The organism is Streptomyces sp. NBC_00335, assembly GCF_036127095.1.
Taxonomy (GTDB): domain Bacteria; phylum Actinomycetota; class Actinomycetes; order Streptomycetales; family Streptomycetaceae; genus Streptomyces.
Map to the genome: position 1 here is coordinate 356,444 of NZ_CP108006.1, position 20,412 is coordinate 376,855.

Annotated in this window: 19 protein-coding genes; 9 read left to right on the forward strand and 10 right to left on the reverse strand. The window is 72.8% G+C overall.

All coding sequences use genetic code 11. The features are described 5' to 3' along the window. The first annotated feature begins 31 nt into the window (after window positions 1-31). Complete coding sequence (locus OHA37_RS01635; protein ID WP_266901657.1) at window positions 32-1,690, forward strand: alpha/beta hydrolase; 1,659 nt, start codon at window positions 32-34, stop codon at window positions 1,688-1,690. A 69-nt stretch (window positions 1,691-1,759) separates the two neighbouring features. Here the strand turns inward: OHA37_RS01635 and OHA37_RS01640 are convergent, their stop codons facing one another. Together OHA37_RS01640 and OHA37_RS01645 are read right to left on the reverse strand one after the other, a co-directional pair. Continuing rightward, window positions 1,760-2,215 (reverse strand): SRPBCC family protein, encoded by a 456-nt coding sequence (locus OHA37_RS01640; RefSeq protein ID WP_266901659.1) that lies wholly within the window; start codon window positions 2,213-2,215, stop codon window positions 1,760-1,762. A 95-nt stretch (window positions 2,216-2,310) separates the two neighbouring features. Next, complete coding sequence (locus tag OHA37_RS01645; RefSeq protein ID WP_266901661.1) at window positions 2,311-4,440, reverse strand: FUSC family protein; 2,130 nt, start codon at window positions 4,438-4,440, stop codon at window positions 2,311-2,313. A 221-nt stretch (window positions 4,441-4,661) separates the two neighbouring features. Between OHA37_RS01645 and OHA37_RS01650 the strand changes: the two genes are divergently transcribed. The 3 genes from OHA37_RS01650 (at window position 4,662) to OHA37_RS01660 (ending at window position 7,522) form a co-directional block, all read left to right on the forward strand. Then, window positions 4,662-5,324, forward strand: a complete 663-nt coding sequence (locus tag OHA37_RS01650) for a TetR/AcrR family transcriptional regulator (RefSeq protein WP_266901663.1) — start codon at window positions 4,662-4,664, stop codon at window positions 5,322-5,324. A 95-nt stretch (window positions 5,325-5,419) separates the two neighbouring features. Beyond that, window positions 5,420-6,637, forward strand: a complete 1,218-nt coding sequence (locus OHA37_RS01655) for a cytochrome P450 (RefSeq protein ID WP_266901665.1) — start codon at window positions 5,420-5,422, stop codon at window positions 6,635-6,637. Window positions 6,638-6,937: 300 nt separating this feature from the next. Next, window positions 6,938-7,522: a TMEM165/GDT1 family protein gene (locus tag OHA37_RS01660; protein WP_266901667.1), complete on the forward strand. Its 585-nt coding sequence runs from the start codon at window positions 6,938-6,940 to the stop codon at window positions 7,520-7,522. A 10-nt stretch (window positions 7,523-7,532) separates the two neighbouring features. Here OHA37_RS01660 and OHA37_RS01665 read toward each other — a convergent pair whose 3' ends face one another. From OHA37_RS01665 to OHA37_RS01685, 5 genes are all read right to left on the reverse strand, one after another. Further along, window positions 7,533-8,312: a VOC family protein gene (locus tag OHA37_RS01665; RefSeq protein WP_266901669.1), complete on the reverse strand. Its 780-nt coding sequence runs from the start codon at window positions 8,310-8,312 to the stop codon at window positions 7,533-7,535. A 147-nt stretch (window positions 8,313-8,459) separates the two neighbouring features. Next, entirely contained in the window at window positions 8,460-9,131 is a 672-nt protein-coding gene (locus tag OHA37_RS01670; protein ID WP_266901671.1) for a hypothetical protein, read from the reverse strand. A gap of 50 nt (window positions 9,132-9,181) precedes the next feature. Then, complete coding sequence (locus tag OHA37_RS01675) at window positions 9,182-10,093, reverse strand: RNA polymerase sigma-70 factor (protein WP_266901673.1); 912 nt, start codon at window positions 10,091-10,093, stop codon at window positions 9,182-9,184. Between the two features lie 79 nt (window positions 10,094-10,172). Then, complete coding sequence (locus OHA37_RS01680; RefSeq protein WP_266901675.1) at window positions 10,173-11,378, reverse strand: NAD(P)/FAD-dependent oxidoreductase; 1,206 nt, start codon at window positions 11,376-11,378, stop codon at window positions 10,173-10,175. 116 nt (window positions 11,379-11,494) lie between these two features. After that, window positions 11,495-11,860 (reverse strand): iron chaperone, encoded by a 366-nt coding sequence (locus tag OHA37_RS01685; RefSeq protein WP_266901677.1) that lies wholly within the window; start codon window positions 11,858-11,860, stop codon window positions 11,495-11,497. A 126-nt stretch (window positions 11,861-11,986) separates the two neighbouring features. On the opposite strand from OHA37_RS01685, the gene OHA37_RS01690 reads away from it, so the two are divergent. Genes OHA37_RS01690 through OHA37_RS01700 form a run of 3 tightly spaced genes read left to right on the forward strand, consistent with a single transcriptional unit; the run spans window position 11,987 to window position 13,643 of the window. Further along, window positions 11,987-12,433, forward strand: a complete 447-nt coding sequence (locus OHA37_RS01690) for an SRPBCC domain-containing protein (protein ID WP_266901679.1) — start codon at window positions 11,987-11,989, stop codon at window positions 12,431-12,433. After that, window positions 12,430-12,801, forward strand: a complete 372-nt coding sequence (locus tag OHA37_RS01695) for an ArsR/SmtB family transcription factor (protein ID WP_266901681.1) — start codon at window positions 12,430-12,432, stop codon at window positions 12,799-12,801. Before OHA37_RS01690 ends, OHA37_RS01695 begins: the two co-directional genes overlap by 4 nt. A gap of 8 nt (window positions 12,802-12,809) precedes the next feature. Beyond that, the gene (locus OHA37_RS01700; protein WP_266901683.1) at window positions 12,810-13,643 is read left to right on the forward strand and encodes a class I SAM-dependent methyltransferase; all 834 of its coding nucleotides are present in this window, start codon (window positions 12,810-12,812) and stop codon (window positions 13,641-13,643) included. Window positions 13,644-13,680: 37 nt separating this feature from the next. Here OHA37_RS01700 and OHA37_RS01705 read toward each other — a convergent pair whose 3' ends face one another. Both OHA37_RS01705 and OHA37_RS01710 read right to left on the reverse strand, forming a co-directional pair. Further along, a complete protein-coding gene (locus tag OHA37_RS01705) occupies window positions 13,681-14,196 on the reverse strand; it encodes a rhodanese-like domain-containing protein (protein ID WP_266901685.1) in 516 nt (171 codons plus the stop codon). A 123-nt stretch (window positions 14,197-14,319) separates the two neighbouring features. After that, window positions 14,320-15,351: a helix-turn-helix domain-containing protein gene (locus OHA37_RS01710; protein ID WP_266901687.1), complete on the reverse strand. Its 1,032-nt coding sequence runs from the start codon at window positions 15,349-15,351 to the stop codon at window positions 14,320-14,322. Between the two features lie 265 nt (window positions 15,352-15,616). Between OHA37_RS01710 and helR the strand changes: the two genes are divergently transcribed. Next, a complete protein-coding gene (gene helR / locus OHA37_RS01715) occupies window positions 15,617-17,782 on the forward strand; it encodes an RNA polymerase recycling motor ATPase HelR (RefSeq protein WP_266901689.1) in 2,166 nt (721 codons plus the stop codon). A gap of 31 nt (window positions 17,783-17,813) precedes the next feature. Here the strand turns inward: helR and OHA37_RS01720 are convergent, their stop codons facing one another. Next, the gene (locus OHA37_RS01720) at window positions 17,814-19,331 is read right to left on the reverse strand and encodes a cellulose binding domain-containing protein (RefSeq protein WP_266901691.1); all 1,518 of its coding nucleotides are present in this window, start codon (window positions 19,329-19,331) and stop codon (window positions 17,814-17,816) included. Between the two features lie 306 nt (window positions 19,332-19,637). On the opposite strand from OHA37_RS01720, the gene OHA37_RS01725 reads away from it, so the two are divergent. After that, window positions 19,638-20,237 carry an acyltransferase gene (locus OHA37_RS01725; RefSeq protein WP_266901693.1) on the forward strand — a complete coding sequence of 200 codons (600 nt, stop codon included), beginning with the start codon at window positions 19,638-19,640 and terminating at the stop codon, window positions 20,235-20,237. The last annotated feature ends 175 nt before the right edge of the window (window positions 20,238-20,412 follow it).

The following is a 20,412-nucleotide window of genomic DNA, read 5'->3' on the forward strand; positions in this document are numbered from 1 at the left end:
TACCACCGCCCACCCGAAAGGAACGGCCCTCGTGCGCAAGAAACGACTGGCATCCCTCCTGGCCTCCGCCGCGCTCCTCGCGAGCTCCGTGCCGCTGCTCGCGGCCGCCCAGGCTTCCGCCCTGCCCGCCGGTGCATCCCTGTCCGCCGACAGCGTCCTGTCCACCGACACCGAGATGTCCGCCGATACCTTCCGGGCCGATGCCGCGTACCTGCGGCAGAAGCCGGCCTGGCACCGGTGCGCCGCCGATCAGCCGGCCACCTACGAGTGCGCCAGCATCAAGGTGCCGCTCGACTACCGGCGGCCCGCCGGACGCACCCTCGACCTGGCGATATCCCGGGTGCGGAGCACGAACCCCGCCAAGCGCCACGGGGTCCTCCTGATGAACCCGGGCGGACCGGGCGGGAGCGGGCTCGATCTGCCGCTGGCCCTCGGCGAGGTGGTCCCCCCGGAGGTGGCCGAACAGTACGACCTCATCGGCTTCGATCCGCGCGGGGTCGGCGCCAGCAGTCCCATCAGCTGCGGGCTGACCGAGGCCGAGCAGGGCATCGACCGGCCGTACCGGCCCGGGTCCTTCCCCTCCGACGTGGCCTGGGCGCGGAACATCGCCGAGAAGTGCCGGGAGAAGGCCGGCTCCGTGCTCCCGTACATCACGACCCGCAACACCGCACGCGACATGGACACGATCCGTGCCGTCCTGGGCGAGCGGAAGCTCTCGTACCTGGGCTACTCCTACGGGACGTACCTCGGCGCGGTGTACACGCAGATGTTCCCCGGCCGGACCGACCGCTTCGTACTCGACAGCGGCGTCGACCCGGACCTGATCTGGCGGAACATGTTCCGGAGCTGGGCCACGGAGTCCGAGCCGGCTTTCGCCCGGTGGACGCGGTGGGCGGCGGAACGCTCGGGCGAGTACCACCTGGGCGAGAGCCCCTCGGCCGTGTCGAAGACCTTCTGGGACCTGGTGGCGCGGGCCGACCGGGATCCGATCGTCTTCCAGGGGGAGAAGATCAACGGCGACGACATCCGCGGCGCCCGCGCGCTGTTCTTCTATCCGTCGCAGGTCACCCCGCTGGTGGCGGCCCTGAAGGACGCGGCCGACGGAAAGCCCGCCGTCACTCCCGGCGCCTCCGGGCCCGACTTCAACATGAAGCGGGCGCTCGCCGGCGAGTCCGGGCCGGCCCCGGCCGGGCCGGCCTCCGACAACGGCGTCGCCGTCCTCTGGAGCGTGGTGTGCGGGGACACGGACTCCTGGCCGCGCAATCCCGAGCGGTACCGTCGCGACGCGGTCCGGGACAAGGCCGCGTACCCGCTGTACGGCGACTTCGCCTCGAACATCAAGCCCTGCGCCTTCTGGCCGCGGCCGCTGGAGGCCGAGACCCCGATGAAGACGCGGGCCGCGGTGCTGACCGTGCAGAACGAGTGGGACTCGCAGACCCCGCTGGCCAGCGGCCAGGGCATGCACCGGGCGCTGAAAGGCTCGCGGATGGTGCTGGCTCTGGGCGCCGAGGGGCACGGGGTGTACCTGGCCGATCCCTCCTCCTGCGCCGCAGCCCCGGTCACCGCGTACCTGACCACCGGGCGGCTGCCCGCCGAGGACATCGCCTGCCGTACGCCGGCGCCCGGCGGGAACCGTCAGGTGGCGCCGGTGAAGCCGCTGCCGATTCCGTCCGGGCCCGGACGCTTCTGATCCGGCGATCCGGTGACCCGGTGACCTAGCGATCCGGTGACCTGGCGATCCGGAGACCCGGCCCGGGCCTCAGCCCAGCCGTGGGGACGCCTCCGCCGCCGCCTTGATCCGGCGGCCGAAGTCGGGGGCGTCCTTGCGCGCCGCGCTCAGGGCGAGGCCGACCAGGAGACGGCCGAAGCCGTGCCCGGTCAGGGTGTTGAAGACGCGCAACCGCGTCCGGCCTCCGGGGAGTTCGGACAGGTCGTAGCCGCCTTCGGCGGTCACCAGGTTGTGGCTCAGCTCCGTCCAGCGGATCCGCCCCGGCGCATCGAGTTCGGTGATCTGGAACTCCCGGGCGGTCTTCATTCCGGCGTCCTTCACCGTGCTGCGGAAGACCGTCCCGACGGCGGTCGGGGCGTCCGGGCTCCGGGTGATCCGCTGGACGCGCGGGCTGAACTCCGGGTCGTTGCGCCCGTCCGCGAGATACGCGAACACCTCGGCGACGGGCCGGTCGATCTCGACGCTCGCCTCGAACAGTCCGGACATGTCCGCTCCTCACCACACGCCCCGCCGCCGGAGACAGAACCGGAACCCCTTCTTCCACGATCGCAGAGCCCCGCTCCGGCCGCACCGCCGCACCCTCAGGCCCCACCGGAGGCCGAGGGCCCGGCCCCGGCCCCCCGGTCGAACAGCGCCACGTCCGCGGTCAGCGAGTCCAGCCAGGCCATCGCGGTGTAGAACACCGGCGGCGCGCCCTCGGGTCCGGCCCGGCGGGGGGCGGGACCGGCGGGACCGGGCTCCGGCGGCCCCGCGGTGTGGACGGGGTCCGCGGCCGCCGCCGCGCGGTGCAGCCCGGCTGCCACCCAGGCCCCGTACTCCCGGACCATCGCCTCCTCGCACGGGCCGGGTGGGGTGCCGGGGGGCCTGCGGCCGCCCCACAGGACGTGGTGGCCGGTCATCATCGCCGCCTGCCAGTCCTCGCCCGCGGCGGCGGCCGGACGCTGCCGTTCCGTCTGGTACTGGGCGTACGCGCTCTCCGCCAGGGCCAGCGCGTGCCGCACCCGCTGGTCGGGCTCCACCGCGCGGGCCCGGCCGAAGGCCGCCGTGGCCGCCTGGACGTCGTCGGCCGCGGCGTGCAGCAGCCCGGCCACGGCACGCCCCAGTTCGTCGTGGGCGCCGCGCGGCCAGGCCAACAGTCCGCACACCATCCCGATCGCACTGCCGACCAGTACGTCCAGGAACCGGACCTCGGCCAACTGCCACGTCACGGGGGCGAGCTGGGCGAAGGCCATGGCCACCACCAGGGTGAACATGGCCTGCGCCCAGCCGACGCCGCGCACGGGCCCGACGCAGAACGCGAACAGCATCAGCGGCGGCAACAGAAACGCGTACACCGTGCTCGCCTCCCCGGCCAGCGCGAGGACCCCGCCCGCGGCGACCGCGCCCACCAGGGTGCCGATCAGGGCGAGCCGGACGGTGGCCCGGGTCTGCACGGCGTTGGTGCGGGTCAGGCTGATGACGGCGAGCATCGCCCAGAACCCGTGCGGCAGGGAGTCCAGTCCGGCGACGGCCCGGGCGACGGCGAGGGCCACGCCGAGCCGGACGGCGTTCTGGAAGTGCACGGACCGGGGCCCGGTGTTCCCGGCCAGCCGGTACCACCAGAGCCGCACCGGCCCCTCCTCGGCGTACCAGAACCGGTCGGGTGGCCCGGCGGCCGGTCCCACGCCCGGCCCCACCACGTCCGCGGCCCCCGCACGCCCCCGTACCGCGATCCCGGCGGCGCCGCGCAGCACGAGCGCGGCCTCCGCCAGCTCGACCAGGGCGGCGTTGCGGAACCCGGGCCCGGGCCCCGTCACGGGGGCCCGGGCGAGGGAGACCTGCAGGTCCCGCAGCCGCGAGGAGTCCGTCGCGGGCGGGCTCCCCGCAGCGAGCAGCCCGGCCGTCCCGGCGGCCGACTCGCGCACGGCCGCCACGAGGTCCAGCCCGGCCGTCGCGGTGGCCGGGCCGGGTTCCGGCGGGGGCAGGGACCGGAGGCGGGCCAGCAGGGTGCGGGCCGCCAGCCCGGTGTGGGCCAGCGCGCGTTCCCGTACGCCGGGCCCCGCGGGCCGCTGCGCCTCCCCGACCCGGGAGGGCCGCAGGGACTGCTCCCGCTCCGCGGCGCGGGCGGCCTCCGCCGCGCGGAGGGTGTGGGGCGGCCGCTCCAGCACGGCGGCGTACCGCGACGCCTCGGCCGCGGCTGCGGCGGCCAGGTCCCGGTAGCCGGGGACGACCGGGTCGGGCAGGACGGTGGCTTCGGCGAGGATCAGCAGCAGGATCCCGACGACGGTGCCGGTCAGCCGCTGGCCGAGGGTGTCGGGGGCGTACGGCGGGAAGCTGGGCAGGATGTACAGCAGCTGGAGCCCGGGCGCGGCGCCGGCCAGGCGGGGTCCGGCCGCCGAGGAGAAGGCCACGCAGAAACCGATGACCAGCATGCCCGCCACGGCGGCCCAGGTCCGCACCGACAGCCAGGTTCCCAGGGCCACCAGCGCGCAGGCGGCGGGGAGCACCCGGGCGACGACCCGGGCCCGCAGGTGTCCGCTGCCGGGGATCCGGGAGAGCCCGGCCAGCGCGACGGCGGCGAAGAGCGCGTAGGTGGCCTCGACGGGCCGGTCCAGCCCGTACAGGAACACGTAGAAGCCGATGCCGGCGGCGAGGGTGACCCGGACGGCCCGCCGCGCGGCCGCCGGCAGGGGGCCGGTGCCCGTACGGAGCTCCATGAGGGCGGCACGCACCCTTTCAGCGTGCCACCGGGAGCCCGCGCGGTCCTGCGGTATCGCTTGACACTTCGTCAGGGAGGGCGCAACTTATATCGGCAGCCCGATATAAGTAGGCACCCGATACAGGTCGGCACCCGACAGGGACGCGGCACCCGGCGCGGCCCGGCATCCGACGCGGCCCGGCCCCCGACACGGGTCGCCGTCCCGATACGACCAGCACCCACCCCGGAGGCCCGGTGGAGCCGTCCCCCACACGAGAACAGCCCCGGCGCCGCACCCCGCAGGCGCAGCGCACCCCGCAGGCGCAGCGCAAGTCCGAGAGCCGCGCCCGCCTCATCGACGCGGCGGCCGACCTCTTCGCCCGCAAAGGGTTCCACGCCGTCTCCGCCGAGGCCGTCGCCGAGGCGGCCGGGCGCACCACGGGCGCGCTCTACAGCCATTTCGGCGGCAAGGAGGGCCTGCTGCTGGCGCTCCTGGAGGTGTGGAAGGAGCGCACCAGCGAGGAGCTGGCCGCCGAGATCGCGGCCGGCGACCCGGCCGACCCCGCCGTCCACTTCTCCGCGATGTGGGGCAGCCTCACCCGCCCGCACCCCGAGCACGGCGACTCCTGGCTGCTGCTGGAGACGGAGCTGTGGCTGCACGCCGCCCGCGGCCCCCTCATCGGGGACCGGCTCGCCCAGCGGTACACCGAGGTCCGCGCCCAGCTCGGCGAGGGCCTGGCCGACTGGGCCGAGGCCACCGGCACCCCCCTGCCCCGTACGCCGGAGGAGACGGGCACCCTCGTGCTCGGCATCCTCCTGGGACTCGCGATGCAGCACCGTCTCGAACCGGGCGCCGTCCCCGACGCGCTCGTCGTCGAGGCCCTCGGCGCCGTCCTGGGACTCGGCAGGGCCTGCTGACCCGTAGACCCCGATCCGTCCGACCCTGCCGTACAACCCCGATCCGTACGACCCCGCCGCGCCACCCCGATCCGTCCGACGAAGGGAACCGTCCCGTGCTGCCCACCGGCGAAATAGACCTCCTCGAGGACACCTGGGCCCGTGAGGTCCCGCACGCCCAGTTCACCCGGCTGCGCCGCGAGGACCCGGTCCACTGGCACGAGGTGCCGGGTCCGCACGCCGGCTTCTACGCCGTCACCCGGCACGCCGACGTGAAGGCCGTCAGCCGCGACCCCGAGCTGTGGTCCACCGAACTCGGCTCGTTCATGATCCGCGACCAGAACCCCGAGTCCCTGGAGACCCTGCGCCTGGTCCTCCTGGGCATGGACGCCCCGCGCCACTCCCGGTACCGCTCGCTGGTCAGCGCGGGTTTCACGCCCCGGGTCGTACGCAGGCTCGCGGCCCGGATCCAGGAGCGGGCGGTCACCCTGGTGGAGCGCGCGGTCACCCCGGGCCGGGACATGGACTTCGTCGCGGAGGTCGCCGCGTGGCTGCCGATCCAGACGATCTGCGAGATGGTCGGCGTGCCCGAGGGGGACGAGCGGCTGATCTTCGACTGGAGCAACCGGATGGCGGGCTCCCAGGACCCCGAGCTCTCGGCCGGCAAGCACGACAGCGATCTCGCGGCCGCCGAGATCTACGCCTACTGCGACGCGCTGGCCGACGAGCGGCGGGCCCGCCCCCGCGAGGACATCCTCTCGACGCTGGTGCACGCCGAGGTCGACGGGGACCGGCTGTCGCCGGACGAGATCAACATGTTCTTCGTACTGCTCTGCGTCGCGGGCAACGAGACCACCCGCAACCTGCTCTCCGGTGCCCTGATCGCCCTGATCGACCACCCTTCGGCGCGCGCCGAGCTGGCCGCGGCCCCCGAGGACGAGGCCCTGTGGACCACGGCGACGGAGGAGTTCCTGCGCTGGGGCGGTTCCATCCACAACTTCCGGCGCACCGCCACCCGTGACACCGTCCTGCACGGGCGGCCCGTCGCCGAGGGGCAGAAGGTGGTCACGTACTACACCTCCGCCAACCGCGACGAGGAGGTCTTTGCCGACCCCTTCGCCTTCGACATCCGCCGCACCCCGAACGAACACCTCACCTTCGGGGGCGGCGGTCCCCACTTCTGCCTGGGGGCCGGCCTCGCACGCACCCAGATCAAGGCCCTGGTCCGGGAGCTCCTGCGGCGCCATCCGGAGGTGTCCCTCACGGGGGAGGTACGCCGCCTGCGCTCGGACTTCATCAACGGGGTCAAGTACCTCCCCGTCCGTTTCGGATAGCGGCCCCGGGACCTTCGGCCCTCCGGGAGCACCCGACGCCCCTGTTACAGTGGTCGGCAGCGAAGGGGAGTAGTCCCGAAAACCGCTGGTCGACATACTGGACGCCTCGACGGGTCCCGGCCACCGGGCCACCGCGCTTCACGTGCGGGGCGGACGAGACCTTCGGCCAAGGCATGACCCGTCCCACATCACCGTGTGGGCCGCTTCGTCGTGCCGGGCCGAGTGGTTCTTCCCGTCGCCTCCCGCTGGGTGCCGATCCGAGCCATCAGAGCCCGGCTCCAGCAGAAAGCAGCACCCGGAATGGCTCTCGACCCCGTGGCGATCTTCACCGCCTTCGGTCTGATCTTCCTTGCCGAGCTCCCCGACAAGACCATGTTCGCCTCGCTGGCCATGGGCACCCGGATGCGGCCGCTGTACGTGTGGTTCGGCACCTCCGCCGCGTTCATCGTGCACGTGGCCATCGCGGTCGGTGCCGGAAGCCTGATCGGCATGCTGCCGAACATGGCCGTCAAGCTGACCTCCGCCGCCCTGTTCGCCTTCGGCGCCGTCGTCATGCTGCGCTCCGGGGCGGACGACGACGAGGCGGACTCGGCGGCCAAGGCCGTCACCGGCTTCTGGCCCGTATTCGCCACGGCGTTCATGGCCGTCTTCATCGGCGAATGGGGTGACCTGACGCAGATCACCACCGCCAACCTCGCCGCCACCAACGGCTGGCTGCCCACCGCGATCGGTTCCGCCGCGGCCCTCATGTCGGTCTCCGCCCTCGCCCTGGTCGTGGGCCGGTTCATCGCCAAGCGGGTTCCCCTCAAGACCGTCCAGCGCTTCGGCGCCCTCTGCATGGCCGTCCTGGCCGTCTGGACGCTCGTCGAGGCCTTCACCGGCTAGACCACAGCCGTCACTGCGCCGGCGGCAAGGCCTTGAGCAGGGCGAAGACCGCCCCGCTCGGGTCGGCCAGCCAGGCGATCCGCCCCACGTCGGGCACGTCCGCGCCCGGCATCAGCACCGCGCCGCCGGAGGTCCGCGCGGCGCCCACCACTGCGTCCACGTCCGCGACCGCGAAGTACGGCACCCAGCGCGCGTCGCTCTCCCCCTCCATCAGCGGCGCCACCCCGCCGAAGGAGCCGTCCTCCTGGTCCCCGTCGGCGGTGCTGAGCACCTGGTAGGTCATGCCGGGCGCCTCCATCTCCCGTGCGCGCATCCCGAAGAGGGCTCCGTAGAAGGCGAGCGCCGCCGTCGGATCCGGGACGTGCAGCTCGACCCAGCACAGCGAGTTGTCGGCGGAGGTCAGCTCCAGTCCCGGTGTCCGGCCCGGCTGCCAGACGGCGAACTCGGCGCCCTGCTGATCGGTGTACTGCGCGAGCCACCCCTCCCCCATGACGTCCATCGGCTCGACGCGGACGGCGCCCCCGCCGTCGCGCACGCCACGGGTGGTGGCCTCCAGGTCGTCGGTCCGGAAGTACACGGTCCACGCGGAGGTCGCCCCCGGGTCGAGCTGCCCGACCGCGGCGACGTTCTTCCCGTCCGCCCGGAAGAACCCGTACCCGCCGGTCTCGGGTCCGAGCAGGTGGAACTCCCAGCCGAAGACGGCCCGGTAGAAGGCCGCGGCCCGGGGGATGTCGGGGCTCCCGAGGTCGATCCAGTTGGGCGAGCCGGTGCGGTAGTCGGTACCGAGCATGGGTTCCTCCTGCGAAGGGGTTTCGCATGCGAGGTACCCGCACGGCGGCCCCTCACCCCGCTCTCCCCTCCCACCGCCACACGTACGGGTACCCCCGGCGCACCGCATTCGGCCGGTGCGCGCCTCGGCGTCCCACCGGTCCGGCTCCTAGTACGGACCGCCGCGGACCAGCACGCTGCCCTGGTGGCGCGGGCGGTCGCCCCGGTCGTGGGCCGCGTCGGAACGGTCGGCGGGGGCCGAGAGCCCGGCGAGGGTCCGCAGGGTCTCCAGACCGGCCATGACCTCGTCACGGCGTGCCGCGGACTTCATCCAGGCCGGCAGCCGGGCGAACATCGACAGCGTCGGGGAGGTGTGCCGTTCCCGCAGCCGGGCGCCCACGTAGGCGGCGAGGGCTTCGACGTGCTCCAGGTCGTAGGCCCACAGGATCCGTCCCGCGCAGCGGGTCTGCAGCCAGAGCGGACGCCGGAAGAACGGGTCCTCGGTGCCGCCGACCGAGACCCCGACCAGGGCGGGCCCCCGCTGCTGTGCCGTCCAGTCGGCAAGGGCCCCGCAGCCCCCACAGACGAGGCGGCGGGGCTCGAAGAGCAGGTGCCGGACGTACTTCGGCTCCGCGAGCCCGGGCCGCGGCACGACGAGGGCGCGTCCGCCGCACCCCGGGCAGACCACGAGCACCCGGCCGGTGAACTGGGCCAGCCACGTGCCGTGGTCCCGATGGCGGACCGGTTCGGTGGTCGCGGTCTCGGAACTCGCCGAGGAAGAGGAGGGCGAGGAGGGAGGGTTCGATGAGGGAGGGGTCGACGAGGAGGGAGGGGAAGGCATGGGGGACATGCTGCCAGCCCCTCCCCCGCCGGTCAGGTGCCGCCCGGCGCTCACCGCAGGGTGGGCGTGGTCTCGGTTCCGATGTGGGACAGCTTCTCCGGGTTGCGGACGAAGTAGAGGCCGGTGATGCGGGTGTCCTCGACGTGGAAGGCGATGACTCCGTCGAACTCCCCGTCGATGTGGACGGCCAGGGCCGGGGTGCCGTTGACCATGGTGGGGGCGAGGGAGAACGAGATGCCGCCCTTGTCGGCCTTGCCCGACATGCCGGCGAAGACGCGGGCCACGCTGACGGCGCCGACGATCGGCCGCAGTGCGGCGTGCTTGATGCCGCCGCCGTCGCCCATGTAGACGACCTCGGGGGCGAGCACGTCGAGGAGGCCCTGCAGGTCCCCGGTTTCGAACGCCCGCCGGAACGATTCCACGGCTGCCCGGGTCTCTCTCGCGGAGACCGTCCGGCGGGGGCGGCGGGCGTCGACGTGCTTGCGGGACCGGTGCGCGATCTGCCGGACGGCCGCCGGTGTCTTGTCGACGGCGGTCGCGATCTCCTCGTAGTCGAGGCCGAACACCTCGCGGAGCACGAAGACGGCCCGCTCGGTCGGCCCGAGCGTCTCCAGGACCAGCATCATCGCCATCGACATGCTCTCGGCCAGTTCCACGTCCTCGGCCACGTCCGGCGCCGTGAGCAGGGGCTCGGGCAGCCACTGGCCCACGTACGCCTCCTTGCGGCGGCTCATCGTCCGCAGCCGGTTCAGTGCCTGGCGGGTGGTGATCCGCACCAGGTAGGCGCGCGGATCGGTGACCGTGCCGAGATCGACGCCCGCCCAGCGCAGCCAGGTCTCCTGGAGGACGTCCTCGGCGTCGGCCGCCGAGCCGAGCATTTCGTAGGCGACGGTGAACAGCAGGTTGCGGTGGGCGACGAAGGTCTCGGTCGCCGTATCAGGGCCCTGCGAAGGGATGTCCATGGTCAGTTCTCTTCCGTCAGTTTCCGTCGGCCTTCGGGCAGTTCGAATCCGTTCATGATCATCGGATCGGCCGTTCGGCTCAAGCGGTCTGTTCGGCGGCGGCCCTGATCCCGCTCTTCTCGGCTTCCAGACGCCGGCCGCGGGCGTCGCCTCCCGACACCCGGTGCAAGCCGTACGAACCCGGCTTGCCCGCCTCCTCGGCGAGGTGCTTGACGGTGCCCTTGCACACGACTTCCTTGAGCTTCGCGCCGGGCCGGCCGCCGATGTGGAACCACAGCGCGGTGTCGTTCTTGTGGGCGAACTGGAAGATGCCGGCGCCCCGGCCCAGGCTGATGCACTGGCCGGCGAACACCGAGTTGAGGGTTTCCGGCTGCTCGCCCTCGATCCGGCTCAGCACCGTGTCGGCGACCCGCGCGCCCATCGGCGTCGCGGCCTGGCAGCTCATCCGCGGCGCCAGGCCCGAGGGCGCCGCCGAGTCCCCGGCCGCGAAAACGCGCCCGTCGTCCACGCTGGTCAGCGTCTCGTCCGTGAGGAGGCGGCCCAGGGCGTCGGTGCTCAGCCCGCTGCGCGCGGCCAGGTCCGGGACGCCGAAGCCGGCGGTCCAGATGGTCACCGCGGACGCCGGTTCGCGGCCGTCGGCGAGCCGGACGGCGTCGGCCGTCACGGCCGTCACCTTGGTGTCCGGGCCTTCGAGCACGGTCACGCCGAGCGCCGTCAGCCGCCGGGCCACGGAGCGCCGCCCGCGGGCGTGCAGGTACGGGCCGAGGACCCCGCCGCAGACCAGGGTCACGGCCCGGCCCTGCTCGGCCAGTTCGGCGGCGGTCTCGATGCCGGTCGGACCGGCCCCGACCACCGTCACCGCGGCCGTCCGGGGCGCGGCGTCGAGGACCGGGCGCAGCCGCTGCGCGTCTTCCAGGGTGGCGATCGGGTGGGCGAACTCGGCCGCTCCCGGCACGGTCGGGTCCGCGCTGCCGCTGCCCACCGCGTAGACGAGGTAGTCGTAGGCGACCCGGCCTCCCGAGGCCAGGGTCACGCTGCGTTCGGCGGCGTCGATCCGTTCGACGGAGTCGACGCGCAGGGCCACCCCGTCGGCCAGGACCTTCTCGTACGCGACCACGGCGTCGTCGGTTCCGCCCGCGAGCTGGTGCAGGCGGATCCGCTCCACGAAGACCGCACGCGGATTGACCAGCGTCACGGTGACGTCCTCGCGCTGCTTCAGGCGGTTGGCGGCCATCACTCCGGCGTATCCGCCGCCGATCACGATCACCTGGGTGTTCTCGGTCATGGTGTCCGTCTCCTTCGTTTCGAGGGTTCGGACACAAGACACCGGCCGGCCGGCGGTTGTGACAGCTTGCGCTCAACATTCTTTTCGGTCGTTCCGAAGGGCTCTCGCCTCAGCGGTCAGCAGGCCTTCCCGGGACCGGCCGCCGTGGCCCGCAGCAGGTCCTGAAGGAGTGCGAAGTCGATCTTCTCGGGCTTGCGGAAGCGCAGGCAGCCCTTGCCCATGTCGTGGCCCGCGAGCCGCTCCGCGAAGGCTTCGCGGACGTCCTCGCGCAACAGGTAGACGGAGATGTACTGCTTCTGGCTCGCGAAGGCGACCTCGCCGACGCCTTCCCGTTCGTACACGGGCATTCCGTACGCCATCACTTCGCCGAATCCGCGCAGTTCGGTACGGCACAGCTCGCGCAGCCGGGTCAGCGCCTCCCTGCGCTCCTCGGTGACCTCGGCGAGGTACGCGTCCACGTCTTCCGCCTTGCTCTGCACCATGCACCCGAGCGTATGCGAACCCGCACCACCCGTCCTGGTGCAACCTCACGGTTGCGCGATGTGGAGCGACGTGCAACCCTGGAGTTGCACTAAACCACTCGATGGCTTGCGACGAAGGAGTCCCTGATGAACGCGGACCGGATCGAACGCGACACCCTGATCGAAGCGTCCCTGGAGCGGGTCTGGTCCCTGGTGGCCGAGCCGGGCTTCTGGGTGGCCGACGAGGGGAGCCTGGCCGGCACGGTGGCCAGGGAAGGGGAGTCGGTCGTGGCGAGGAACAGCGAGTACGGAGAGTTCCCGGTACGGGTGGAGAAGGTCGAGCCGCCGACCTACCTGGCGTACCGGTGGGCCAGCGCCTTCCCCGGACAGGAGCTGCGCGAGGACAACAGCACCCTGGTGGAGTTCACGCTGAGCCGCGAGGGGGACAAGACGCGGCTCCGCGTCGTGGAGAGCGGGTTCGCGGCCCTGGCCGGGTCCGAGGAACTGCGCGACAAGGCGCTGAAGGACAACACGGGCGGCTGGCCGCAGGTGCTCGACGCCTTCAAGAAGCGCGTCGAACAACCGGCCGCGTGAGCGGGGAACTCCCCGGCGCCGAAGAGGCCGTCGACCACGTCCTCGTCGCACTGGCAGATCCGACCCGGCGCAAGCTGCTCGGCCTGCTCGCCGCTCACGGCGAGGTCAGCGCGACCACTCTGGCCGAGGGGCTGCCCGTCTCCCGGCAGGCGGTGGTCAAGCACCTCGCCGTCCTGGACGCCGCCGGGCTGGTCTCCGGCAGCCGGGTCGGGCGCGAGGTCCGGTACACCGTGCGGCCCGCCGCCCTGGACGCGACGGCCAGGTGGATGGCCACCCTCGCCGCGGACTGGGACCGACGGCTGGCAGCGGTCAAACGGATCGCCGAGGCGGCGGAACGGGATGCGGGCCGGGCCCCCACGGCCGGATAGTGGGAACCGTGAGCGAGTGGCCGGAGGGAACCGGACGAGCGGCGCGAGCCGCAGCGGGCGACGCGGACCACGGCGGCGGGCAGGAGCCCGTCGCCTGGTCCGGGCCGGAGGGCGCGCGGGCCTTCGCCGCCGTGGAGGCGGCCACGGACTGGCTGCTCGGGTACCCCTTCGTCTTGCGGACCCTGGCCCCGTGGGTCGGCAGCGGATCCGTCCTGGTGGACTACGGATGCGGGCCGGGCAAGGTCGCCGACCACGCGGCCCGGCAGCTCGGAGCCAAGGTGCTGGGCGTGGACACCTCCCCGGAGATGCTCGCGCTGGCCCGCGGCGCGGGGACGGCCGTCGCCGAATTCCATCTGGTCACGGACGGCCGGACGGCCTGTCTGGCGGACGGCAGCGCCGACGCCGTGATGTGCAACCACGTCCTGGCTTCGCTGCCCACCTCGGAGGCGGTGCTCGCGGTCTTCCGGGAGATCCGGCGGATCCTGCGGCCCGGCGGCCCCTTCGTCCTGCTGGCCACCGATCCCGCGTGCAGCGGGACGGAGTACGCCTCGCTGAGCATCGGCGACCCGGGTGGGGAGTACGCCCCGGGCGACGAGCTGCCCGTACGGCTCCGGCGCACGGACGGCAGCTGGCAGGTGATGCCCAACCACGCGTGGCCGGTCGACTTCTACCCGGCCCTGCTGTTGCGGGCCGGGTTCGCGGACCTCGGCCAGCACCGCCCGACGGTGGACGAGGCCCTCGGCCTTCCCGGCCTCGTCGACCCCGGCCTCGCCGCCGGCCGCGCCTGGTCGGCCGAGCGGGCGAAGCCTCCCCTGGTGATCACGACGGCACTGGCGGTCTGAGCGTACGGGCCCGCCGGCAACCGGGACCGTACGGCGTTCAGCAGGCGCAGGAGATGCCCGAGCGCGGGGCGGTCAGATCGTCGATCGCCCGCTGGTCGGTGCCCTGGGCGGTCTCGAAGGCGAAGCCCTCGCGGACCCAGTACTCGAACCCGCCGAGCATTTCCTTCACCTGGTAGCCGAGCCGGGCGAAGGCCAGCGCCGCACGCGTGGCGCCGTTGCAGCCGGGGCCCCAGCAGTAGGTGACGACCGTCAGCGCCGGGTCGATCAGCGAGGGCGCCAGCTCCGCGATCCGCGCCGTCGGAAGGTGCAGCGCCCCCGGGATGTGGCCCTGGTCCCAGGCGGCCTCGCTGCGGGAGTCGACCACCACCAGACCCGGGACACCGGCGAGCAGGTCGGCCCGTACGTCCGAGACGTCCGCCTCGAAGGCGAGCCGGGCGGCGTAGTGGGCCGCGGCGACGCCCGGAGCGGCGGCCGGGACCGAGAGGACGGCGCTGGCGGGCTCAGCGAAAACGGCGGAGGGGGCGGCGGCGATGGAGGCGGCGGTCGCGGACATGGGGGAACTCCTTGTGCGGGGCGAAGGGCGGGTGCTCGCCGGCCGGGTGGACTCCCTTGCGGCGATGACTCCATCCTCTGTTCCCGCCACGCCGGCGACGAGTGGCGTAAACGCCTCCACTCGTCAAGATCCCGCCAGGGGTGCGGAGACCCTGACGAACGCCTTCCGGTAGGCCGTCGGCGTCGTCCGCATCTGCCGGGTGAAGTGGTGGCGGTACGTCGCGGTGGAATCGAAGCCGACCGCCGCGGCCACCTCGTCCACCGTCCCCTCCCCCGACTCCAGCAACGGCAGGCTCGCCGCGATCCGCTGGGAGACCACCCAGCGGATCGGGCTCACACCATTGCGGCGGGTGAAGTGGCGGAGGAAGGAACGCTCCGACATGTTCGCCGCGCGGGCCAGCGCCGGGACCGAGAGCGGGCTGTACAGCCGCTGAAGGGCCCAGGCCATGCTCCGCGAGATGCCGTCGTCGGCGCCGTCGGGGCCTATCTCCCCGACCGCCGCCTCGATGAACTGGGCCTGCCCGCCCTCGCGATGGGGCGGTACGACGAAGCGCCGGGCCACGGTGTTGGCGACGGCGGCGCCGTGGTCGGCGCGGACCAGGTAGAGGCAGAGGTCGATGCCGGCGGCGCTGCCGGCACTGCTCAGCACGTCGCCGTTGTCGACGTAGAGGACGTCCGGGTCGACCTCGATCGCGGGGTGGCGCTCGGCGAGGGTGCGGGCGTAGCGCCAGTGGGTGGTGGCCCGGCGTCCGTCGAGGAGGCCGGTCGCGGCGAGCGCGAAGGCGCCCGAGCAGATGGAGACCAGGCGCGCACCCCGGGCATGGGCCTTCAGGAGGGCGTCGACCAGTGAGGGGGCGATGGTGCCGCCCGCCGGGGAGACTCCGGGGATGATCACGGTGTCCGCGGCGGCGAGGGCGTCGAGCCCGTGTTCGGCGCGGAGCGTGAACCCGCCCACCACGCGCAGGTCCCGGCCGGGTTCCGCCGAGCAGACCCGCAGCTCGTACCAGGGCAGGTCCCCCAGCTCGGGCCGGGCGAGGCCGAACACCTCGACCACCACGCCCAGTTCGAAGGGCGCCATTCCGTCGAAGGCGAGTACGGCCACCACATGGGCCGGGGCCGGCTTCGTGAGGTGAAGGGATACGGCCTCGGAAGTCATGGCCGTACTGTAGCCAGCCGTCCCCACAGCCCTCACCAGGCCTCATCGGGCGGTGAAGGAAGGAAACTCGGGAGGGTGAGCAGAAGGGTGAGGAGGAATACGCACTCCTTGCCACTTACAACATATAGCGCACTGGGGGGCTTGCGGCAAGGCCCCCCGCCTGGGGCAAAATCGCGGCTCGAGGCCAGAACTTGCCGAAAAATGGGAGATTCACTCAGTGCATGCCGCTATGTCAGCTCTTGGATCACACGGTTCCGTCGAGGCGGTGGCGACCGCCACCAGTGCGTTCGAACTTCCCGACCACCTGTCCCCCAAGGCCGACCCGGCTCTGATCGACGGCGACGAACGGCATTTCGCGGCCATCTCGCACTGCCTGGAGCAGACGCTCGCCGAACTGTCCGACCGCCTGGAGGCCACGCGCAAGGCGCCCGGCGGCATCGGCCGGGAGGCGATGGACCGCGACGCGGAGATCCACCGCCTGACCAGCCGGCTGCGCACCCTGCGCCGCTTCGGGCTGGACCTGTGTCTGGGGCACATCGTCCCCTCCGACGGCTCCAAGCCCGTGTACATCGGACGCCTCGGCCTCACCGACAGTGCCGGAAACCGGCTGCTGCTGGACTGGCGCTCCCCCGCGGCCGAGCCCTTCTTCGCCGCGACGCACGCCGTTCCGATGGGTCTGACGAGCCGCCGCAGGTACCGCTGGACCCGCGGCCGGATCAGCGACTACTGGGACGAGGTGTTCTGCGCCGACGGCCTCGAAGGGCGCGCCGCGCTCGACGACCAGTCCGCTTTCATCGCCGGCCTGGGCGCCAACCGGTCGGAGCGGATGCGCGACGTGCTCGCCACCATCCAGACCGACCAGGACGCCATCATCCGGGCCGGCTCCCGGGGCGCCCTCGTCGTCGACGGCGGTCCGGGTACGGGCAAGACCGTCGTCGCCCTGCACCGCACCGCCCACCTCCTCTACTCCGACCCCCGGCTGGGTCACCGCCGCGGCGGCGTGCTGTTCGTCGGCCCGAGCCGCCCCTACCTGGCCTACGTCTCGGACGTGCTGCCGAGCCTCGGTGAGGAGGGCGTACAGACCTGCACCCTGCGCGACCTCGTCACCGAGGGAGCCGGCGCCGGGGTCGAGGCCGACCCGCGCGTCGCCCTCCTCAAGTCCTCCGCGGACCTGGTGAAGGCAGTGGAGGCGGCGGTCCGCATCTACGAGGAGCCGCCCACCGAGGGGATGACGGTCTCCAGCCACTGGTCCGACATCCGGCTGAGCGCCGACGACTGGGCGGCCGCGTTCGAGGCGGTGGAACCGGGTACCCCGCACAACGAGGCGCGCGACCAGATCCTGGAGGAGCTGCTCACCATCCTGATGGACAAGGACGACAGCGACGTCTCGCCCCAGCTGCTGCGCCGTTCGCTGCTCCAGGACCGGGACCTGATCACCGCCCTCAACCGCGCCTGGCCGATGCTCGATGCGGGCGAACTCGTCGGAGACCTGTGGTCGGTGCCCGCCTACCTGCGCAAGTGCGCTCCGCGGCTCGGCCGCGATGACGTGTCCCTCCTGCAGCGCGCGGACGCCCAGGCCTGGACGGTGTCGGACCTGCCGATCCTGGACGCGGCCCGGCAGCGGCTCGGCGACGCCGAGGCCTCCGTACGCAAGCGCCGGCACGAGGCCGCCGTCGCCGCCGAGCGTGCGCGCAGGTCCGACGTCATCGACCGGCTGCTCCAGGACACCGAGATCGACGAGAGCGAGGGCGCGGTGGGGATGCTGCGCGGACGGGACCTGCAGGACGCGCTGATCGACGGTGACGCCCTGCCCGGAGCCGAACCGGACCTGCTCGCCGGCCCGTTCGCCCACATCATCGTGGACGAGGCGCAGGAGCTGACCGACGCCGAGTGGCAGATGCTGCTGGCCCGCTGCCCGTCGCGGAGCTTCACCATCGTCGGGGACCGCGCGCAGGCCCGCCACGGGTTCACGGAGTCCTGGCAGGAGCGCCTCGAACGGGCCGGGCTGGACCGGATCACGATGGCCTCCCTGAGCGTCAACTACCGCACCCCGGAAGAGGTCATGGCCGAGGCGGCGCCGGCCATCCGCGCCGCACTGCCCGACGCCAACGTCCCGGCCTCCGTCCGCAGCAGCGGCATCCCCGTCACGCACAGGCCGGTCTCGGACCTGGCCGCGGTCCTCGAAGACTGGCTCGCCGCCCAGGCCGACGGAGTCGCCTGCGTCATCACCGCCGACGGCGCGCCCCCCGCCGCGCTCCCGGCTTCGTCCCGCATCCGCTCGCTGACGCCGACCCTGTCGAAGGGACTCGAATTCGACCTGGTCGTCCTCATCGACCCTGACACCTTCGGCGAGGGCATCGAAGGCGCCGTCGACCGCTACGTGGCGATGACCCGCGCGACCCAGCGCCTCGTCGTCCTCACGAGCCCCTGAGGCGGCCCGGCCGCGCGGGGCGACCGCGGGCCTAGCGGAGGGCTCCGAAGGCCTTCGTGAAGGCCAGCGGCGGCTGGAGGATCGAGCTGCACGTCGCGTCCGCGTAGTTCACCACTCCGGCCGGGCACTGCCGGTCGCGGGTCGCGGACCACATCGCCAGCCTGCCGATTCCCTTCTCGCTCGCGAACTCCACGAGCTGGGTGGCGTCGGCGACGGTGAAGATCTCGCTCGTGACGTCGTTGACGCCGATCATCGGGGTCACGGCGACGGTCTTCCAGGCCGCCGCGTCGGAGAGGCCCAGTACTCCCTTGATCTGGGCCTGGGTGGCCGTGGCGGCCTGGATCGCGTAGCGGCCCATGTCGCCGCTGTAGGCGGGGCCGTAGTCCATGGCCATGATGTTGACGCCGTGGATCCGTACGCCCGCCTTCTTCGCGTCCGCCAACAGGGCCACGCCCGGCTGCGTGAGGCCTTCCGGCATCACGGGCAGGGTGAAGGCCACGTCGAGCCCCGGGTGGGCGGCCTGGAGCAGGGCGATGGCCTGGGCGCGGCGGGTGTTGGCGGCGGTGTCGGGCAGGGCCGCGCCCTCGATGTCGAAGTCGACCTTGGTCAGCCGGTACTGGTCGACGACCTTGCCGTAGGCGGCGGCCAGCTCCTGCGCGGAACCGCAGTTCAGGGCCAGTTCGTGCCCGGCGGCGCCGCCGAAGGAGACCCGCACGTCCCCGCCCTTGGCCCGCAGGGCGCCGATCTGCGCGGCGACCTTGTCGTTTCCGAGCTCGGCGACCCCGCCCCAGAGCGGGGCGCAGCCGCCGCCGGAGGTGATGAAGGCGAGGTGGAACTCCTTGACGCCGGTCTTGGCCACCGTGTCGAGCAGGTCGTAGGCCGGGTAGAGGGAGGTGTCCACGTACGGCGCGAAGCGCGCGCCAGTGGCCGGGTTGCCACCGCCGGGCGGGGTCGTGGCGGTGGGCGGGGACGTGGGCTTGGTCGGCCGGCCGGAGGGCCTGGGGGTCGCGGGAGCGCTCGTACCGGCCGTCGGCGCCGGCGTGGGCGCGGCGGAGGGGGCTGCGGTCGGGGCGGTGGTGGGGCGGCCGCCCGGCGGGGGTGTCGGGCCCTGGTCCGCCGAGCACTTCGCTCCGTTGATCCGGCAGGCCGTCGGGTTGCCCGGGGTTCCGCTCGCGCTCGTGACGAAGCCGATCGTGACGGAGGCGCCCGCGGCCAGCTCCCTGTTCCATGCGGCCGGCTTCACGGTGACGCGGCGGCCGCTGACCGTGTGCGAGCCGTTCCACAGGGAGTCGATCCTCGTGCCCGCGGGCAGGTCGAATTCCAGGGTCCAACCGGTCTGGGCCTGGCTCTTGTTGTTGGTGATCACGTACGTGCCGGTGTAACCGCCGCTCCAAGAGCTCGACTTGGTGTACACCGCGCCGACCGAGGCGGCCTGGGCCGTACCCGTGAAGGCGAAGGCGGCGGTCGCGATCAGCGCCGCCACCGCCGTCCCGCCCGCGGCCTTCGCCTTGATGCTCGTCCTGCGCCGGTGACCGGTCGTGCTGCCCATCGCGTGCCTGCCTCTGAATTGCCGGGTGGATCTGGGGGGTTTCGGGGGGTGCGGCAGCACGCTAGCCGCCCCGAAACGGACATTTGATCGATTCGGGGCGGTGATCGCGAACCTTAGGTTCCGCTTAAGGGAGCGATCGGGCGACCTTAAGACAGCCGGCCCCCGGGCAGCCGAGGTGGAGCCAAGTCCAGTGAGTGAACAGTCGGTTGATCCCCGGCACGAGCCGGGCCGATGCCGCATATGCTCCCTCCGTACCTCAATGCGACGTACATCCGAACGCCTCGCGAGCCGTAAGGGGACCGCCCCGTGAGTGTCCGAATTCAACCCTCCTCCCAGGTCGACGAGACGGCCGAACTCGGGGAGGGGACCACCATCTGGGACCTGGCGCAGGTACGGGAGGACGCCAGGCTCGGACGCGACTGCATCGTGGGACGCGGAGCGTACGTCGGTCCCGGCGTACGGATCGGGGACAACGTCAAACTGCAGAACTACGCGCTGGTCTACGAGCCCGCCGAACTCGGCGACGGAGTGTTCATCGGCCCGGCCGCCGTGCTCACCAACGACTTCTACCCGCGGGCCGTCGATCCCGACGGGCGGCAGAAGCGCGGCGGCGACTGGGAGGCGGCCGGAGTCGTGGTGGCCGAGGGGGCCTCCCTGGGGGCCCGTTCGGTGTGCGTCGCGGGCGTCCGGATCGGGCGCTGGGCGCTCGTCGCGGCCGGCGCGGTCGTATCCCGGGACGTACCGGACTTCGCGCTCGTGGCCGGAGTGCCCGCCCGGCGCATCGGCTGGGTGGGCCGGGCCGGGGTCCGCCTGGCGGAACGGAACGGCGAGCCGGGCGTGTGGGAGTGCCCGCGCACCGGCGCCCTGCACGACGAGACCGACGGAACGCTGGCCGAGCGCACCTGACGCGACGTCGGCAATTTGGGTCAATGGCATTTCCTCAAAACCACAATCAATGAACATCCTTGGGCATACCTTGTCCCTGTACACGGGATCTGAGCAGGCAACAGGCTGTGTTCAGTGGGGGGTTGTACACGACGAGGGCAATCGCAGACGAGGTAACGGCCGGCGCAGAACCCTG

Bases quoted from the DNA above. Each gene is read 5' to 3' on its own strand.
- OHA37_RS01685 (WP_266901677.1), bottom strand. From the start codon at position 11,860: ATGGTGCAGAGCAAGGCGGAAGACGTGGACGCGTACCTCGCCGAGGTC.
- OHA37_RS01660 (WP_266901667.1), top strand. From the start codon at position 6,938: ATGGCTCTCGACCCCGTGGCGATCTTCACCGCCTTCGGTCTGATCTTC.
- OHA37_RS01720 (WP_266901691.1), bottom strand. From the start codon at position 19,331: ATGGGCAGCACGACCGGTCACCGGCGCAGGACGAGCATCAAGGCGAAG.
- OHA37_RS01680 (WP_266901675.1), bottom strand. From the start codon at position 11,378: ATGACCGAGAACACCCAGGTGATCGTGATCGGCGGCGGATACGCCGGA.
- OHA37_RS01690 (WP_266901679.1), top strand. From the start codon at position 11,987: ATGAACGCGGACCGGATCGAACGCGACACCCTGATCGAAGCGTCCCTG.
- OHA37_RS01640 (WP_266901659.1), bottom strand. From the start codon at position 2,215: ATGTCCGGACTGTTCGAGGCGAGCGTCGAGATCGACCGGCCCGTCGCC.
- OHA37_RS01705 (WP_266901685.1), bottom strand. From the start codon at position 14,196: ATGTCCGCGACCGCCGCCTCCATCGCCGCCGCCCCCTCCGCCGTTTTC.
- OHA37_RS01665 (WP_266901669.1), bottom strand. From the start codon at position 8,312: ATGCTCGGTACCGACTACCGCACCGGCTCGCCCAACTGGATCGACCTC.
- OHA37_RS01710 (WP_266901687.1), bottom strand. From the start codon at position 15,351: ATGACTTCCGAGGCCGTATCCCTTCACCTCACGAAGCCGGCCCCGGCC.
- OHA37_RS01675 (WP_266901673.1), bottom strand. From the start codon at position 10,093: ATGGACATCCCTTCGCAGGGCCCTGATACGGCGACCGAGACCTTCGTC.
- OHA37_RS01670 (WP_266901671.1), bottom strand. From the start codon at position 9,131: ATGCCTTCCCCTCCCTCCTCGTCGACCCCTCCCTCATCGAACCCTCCC.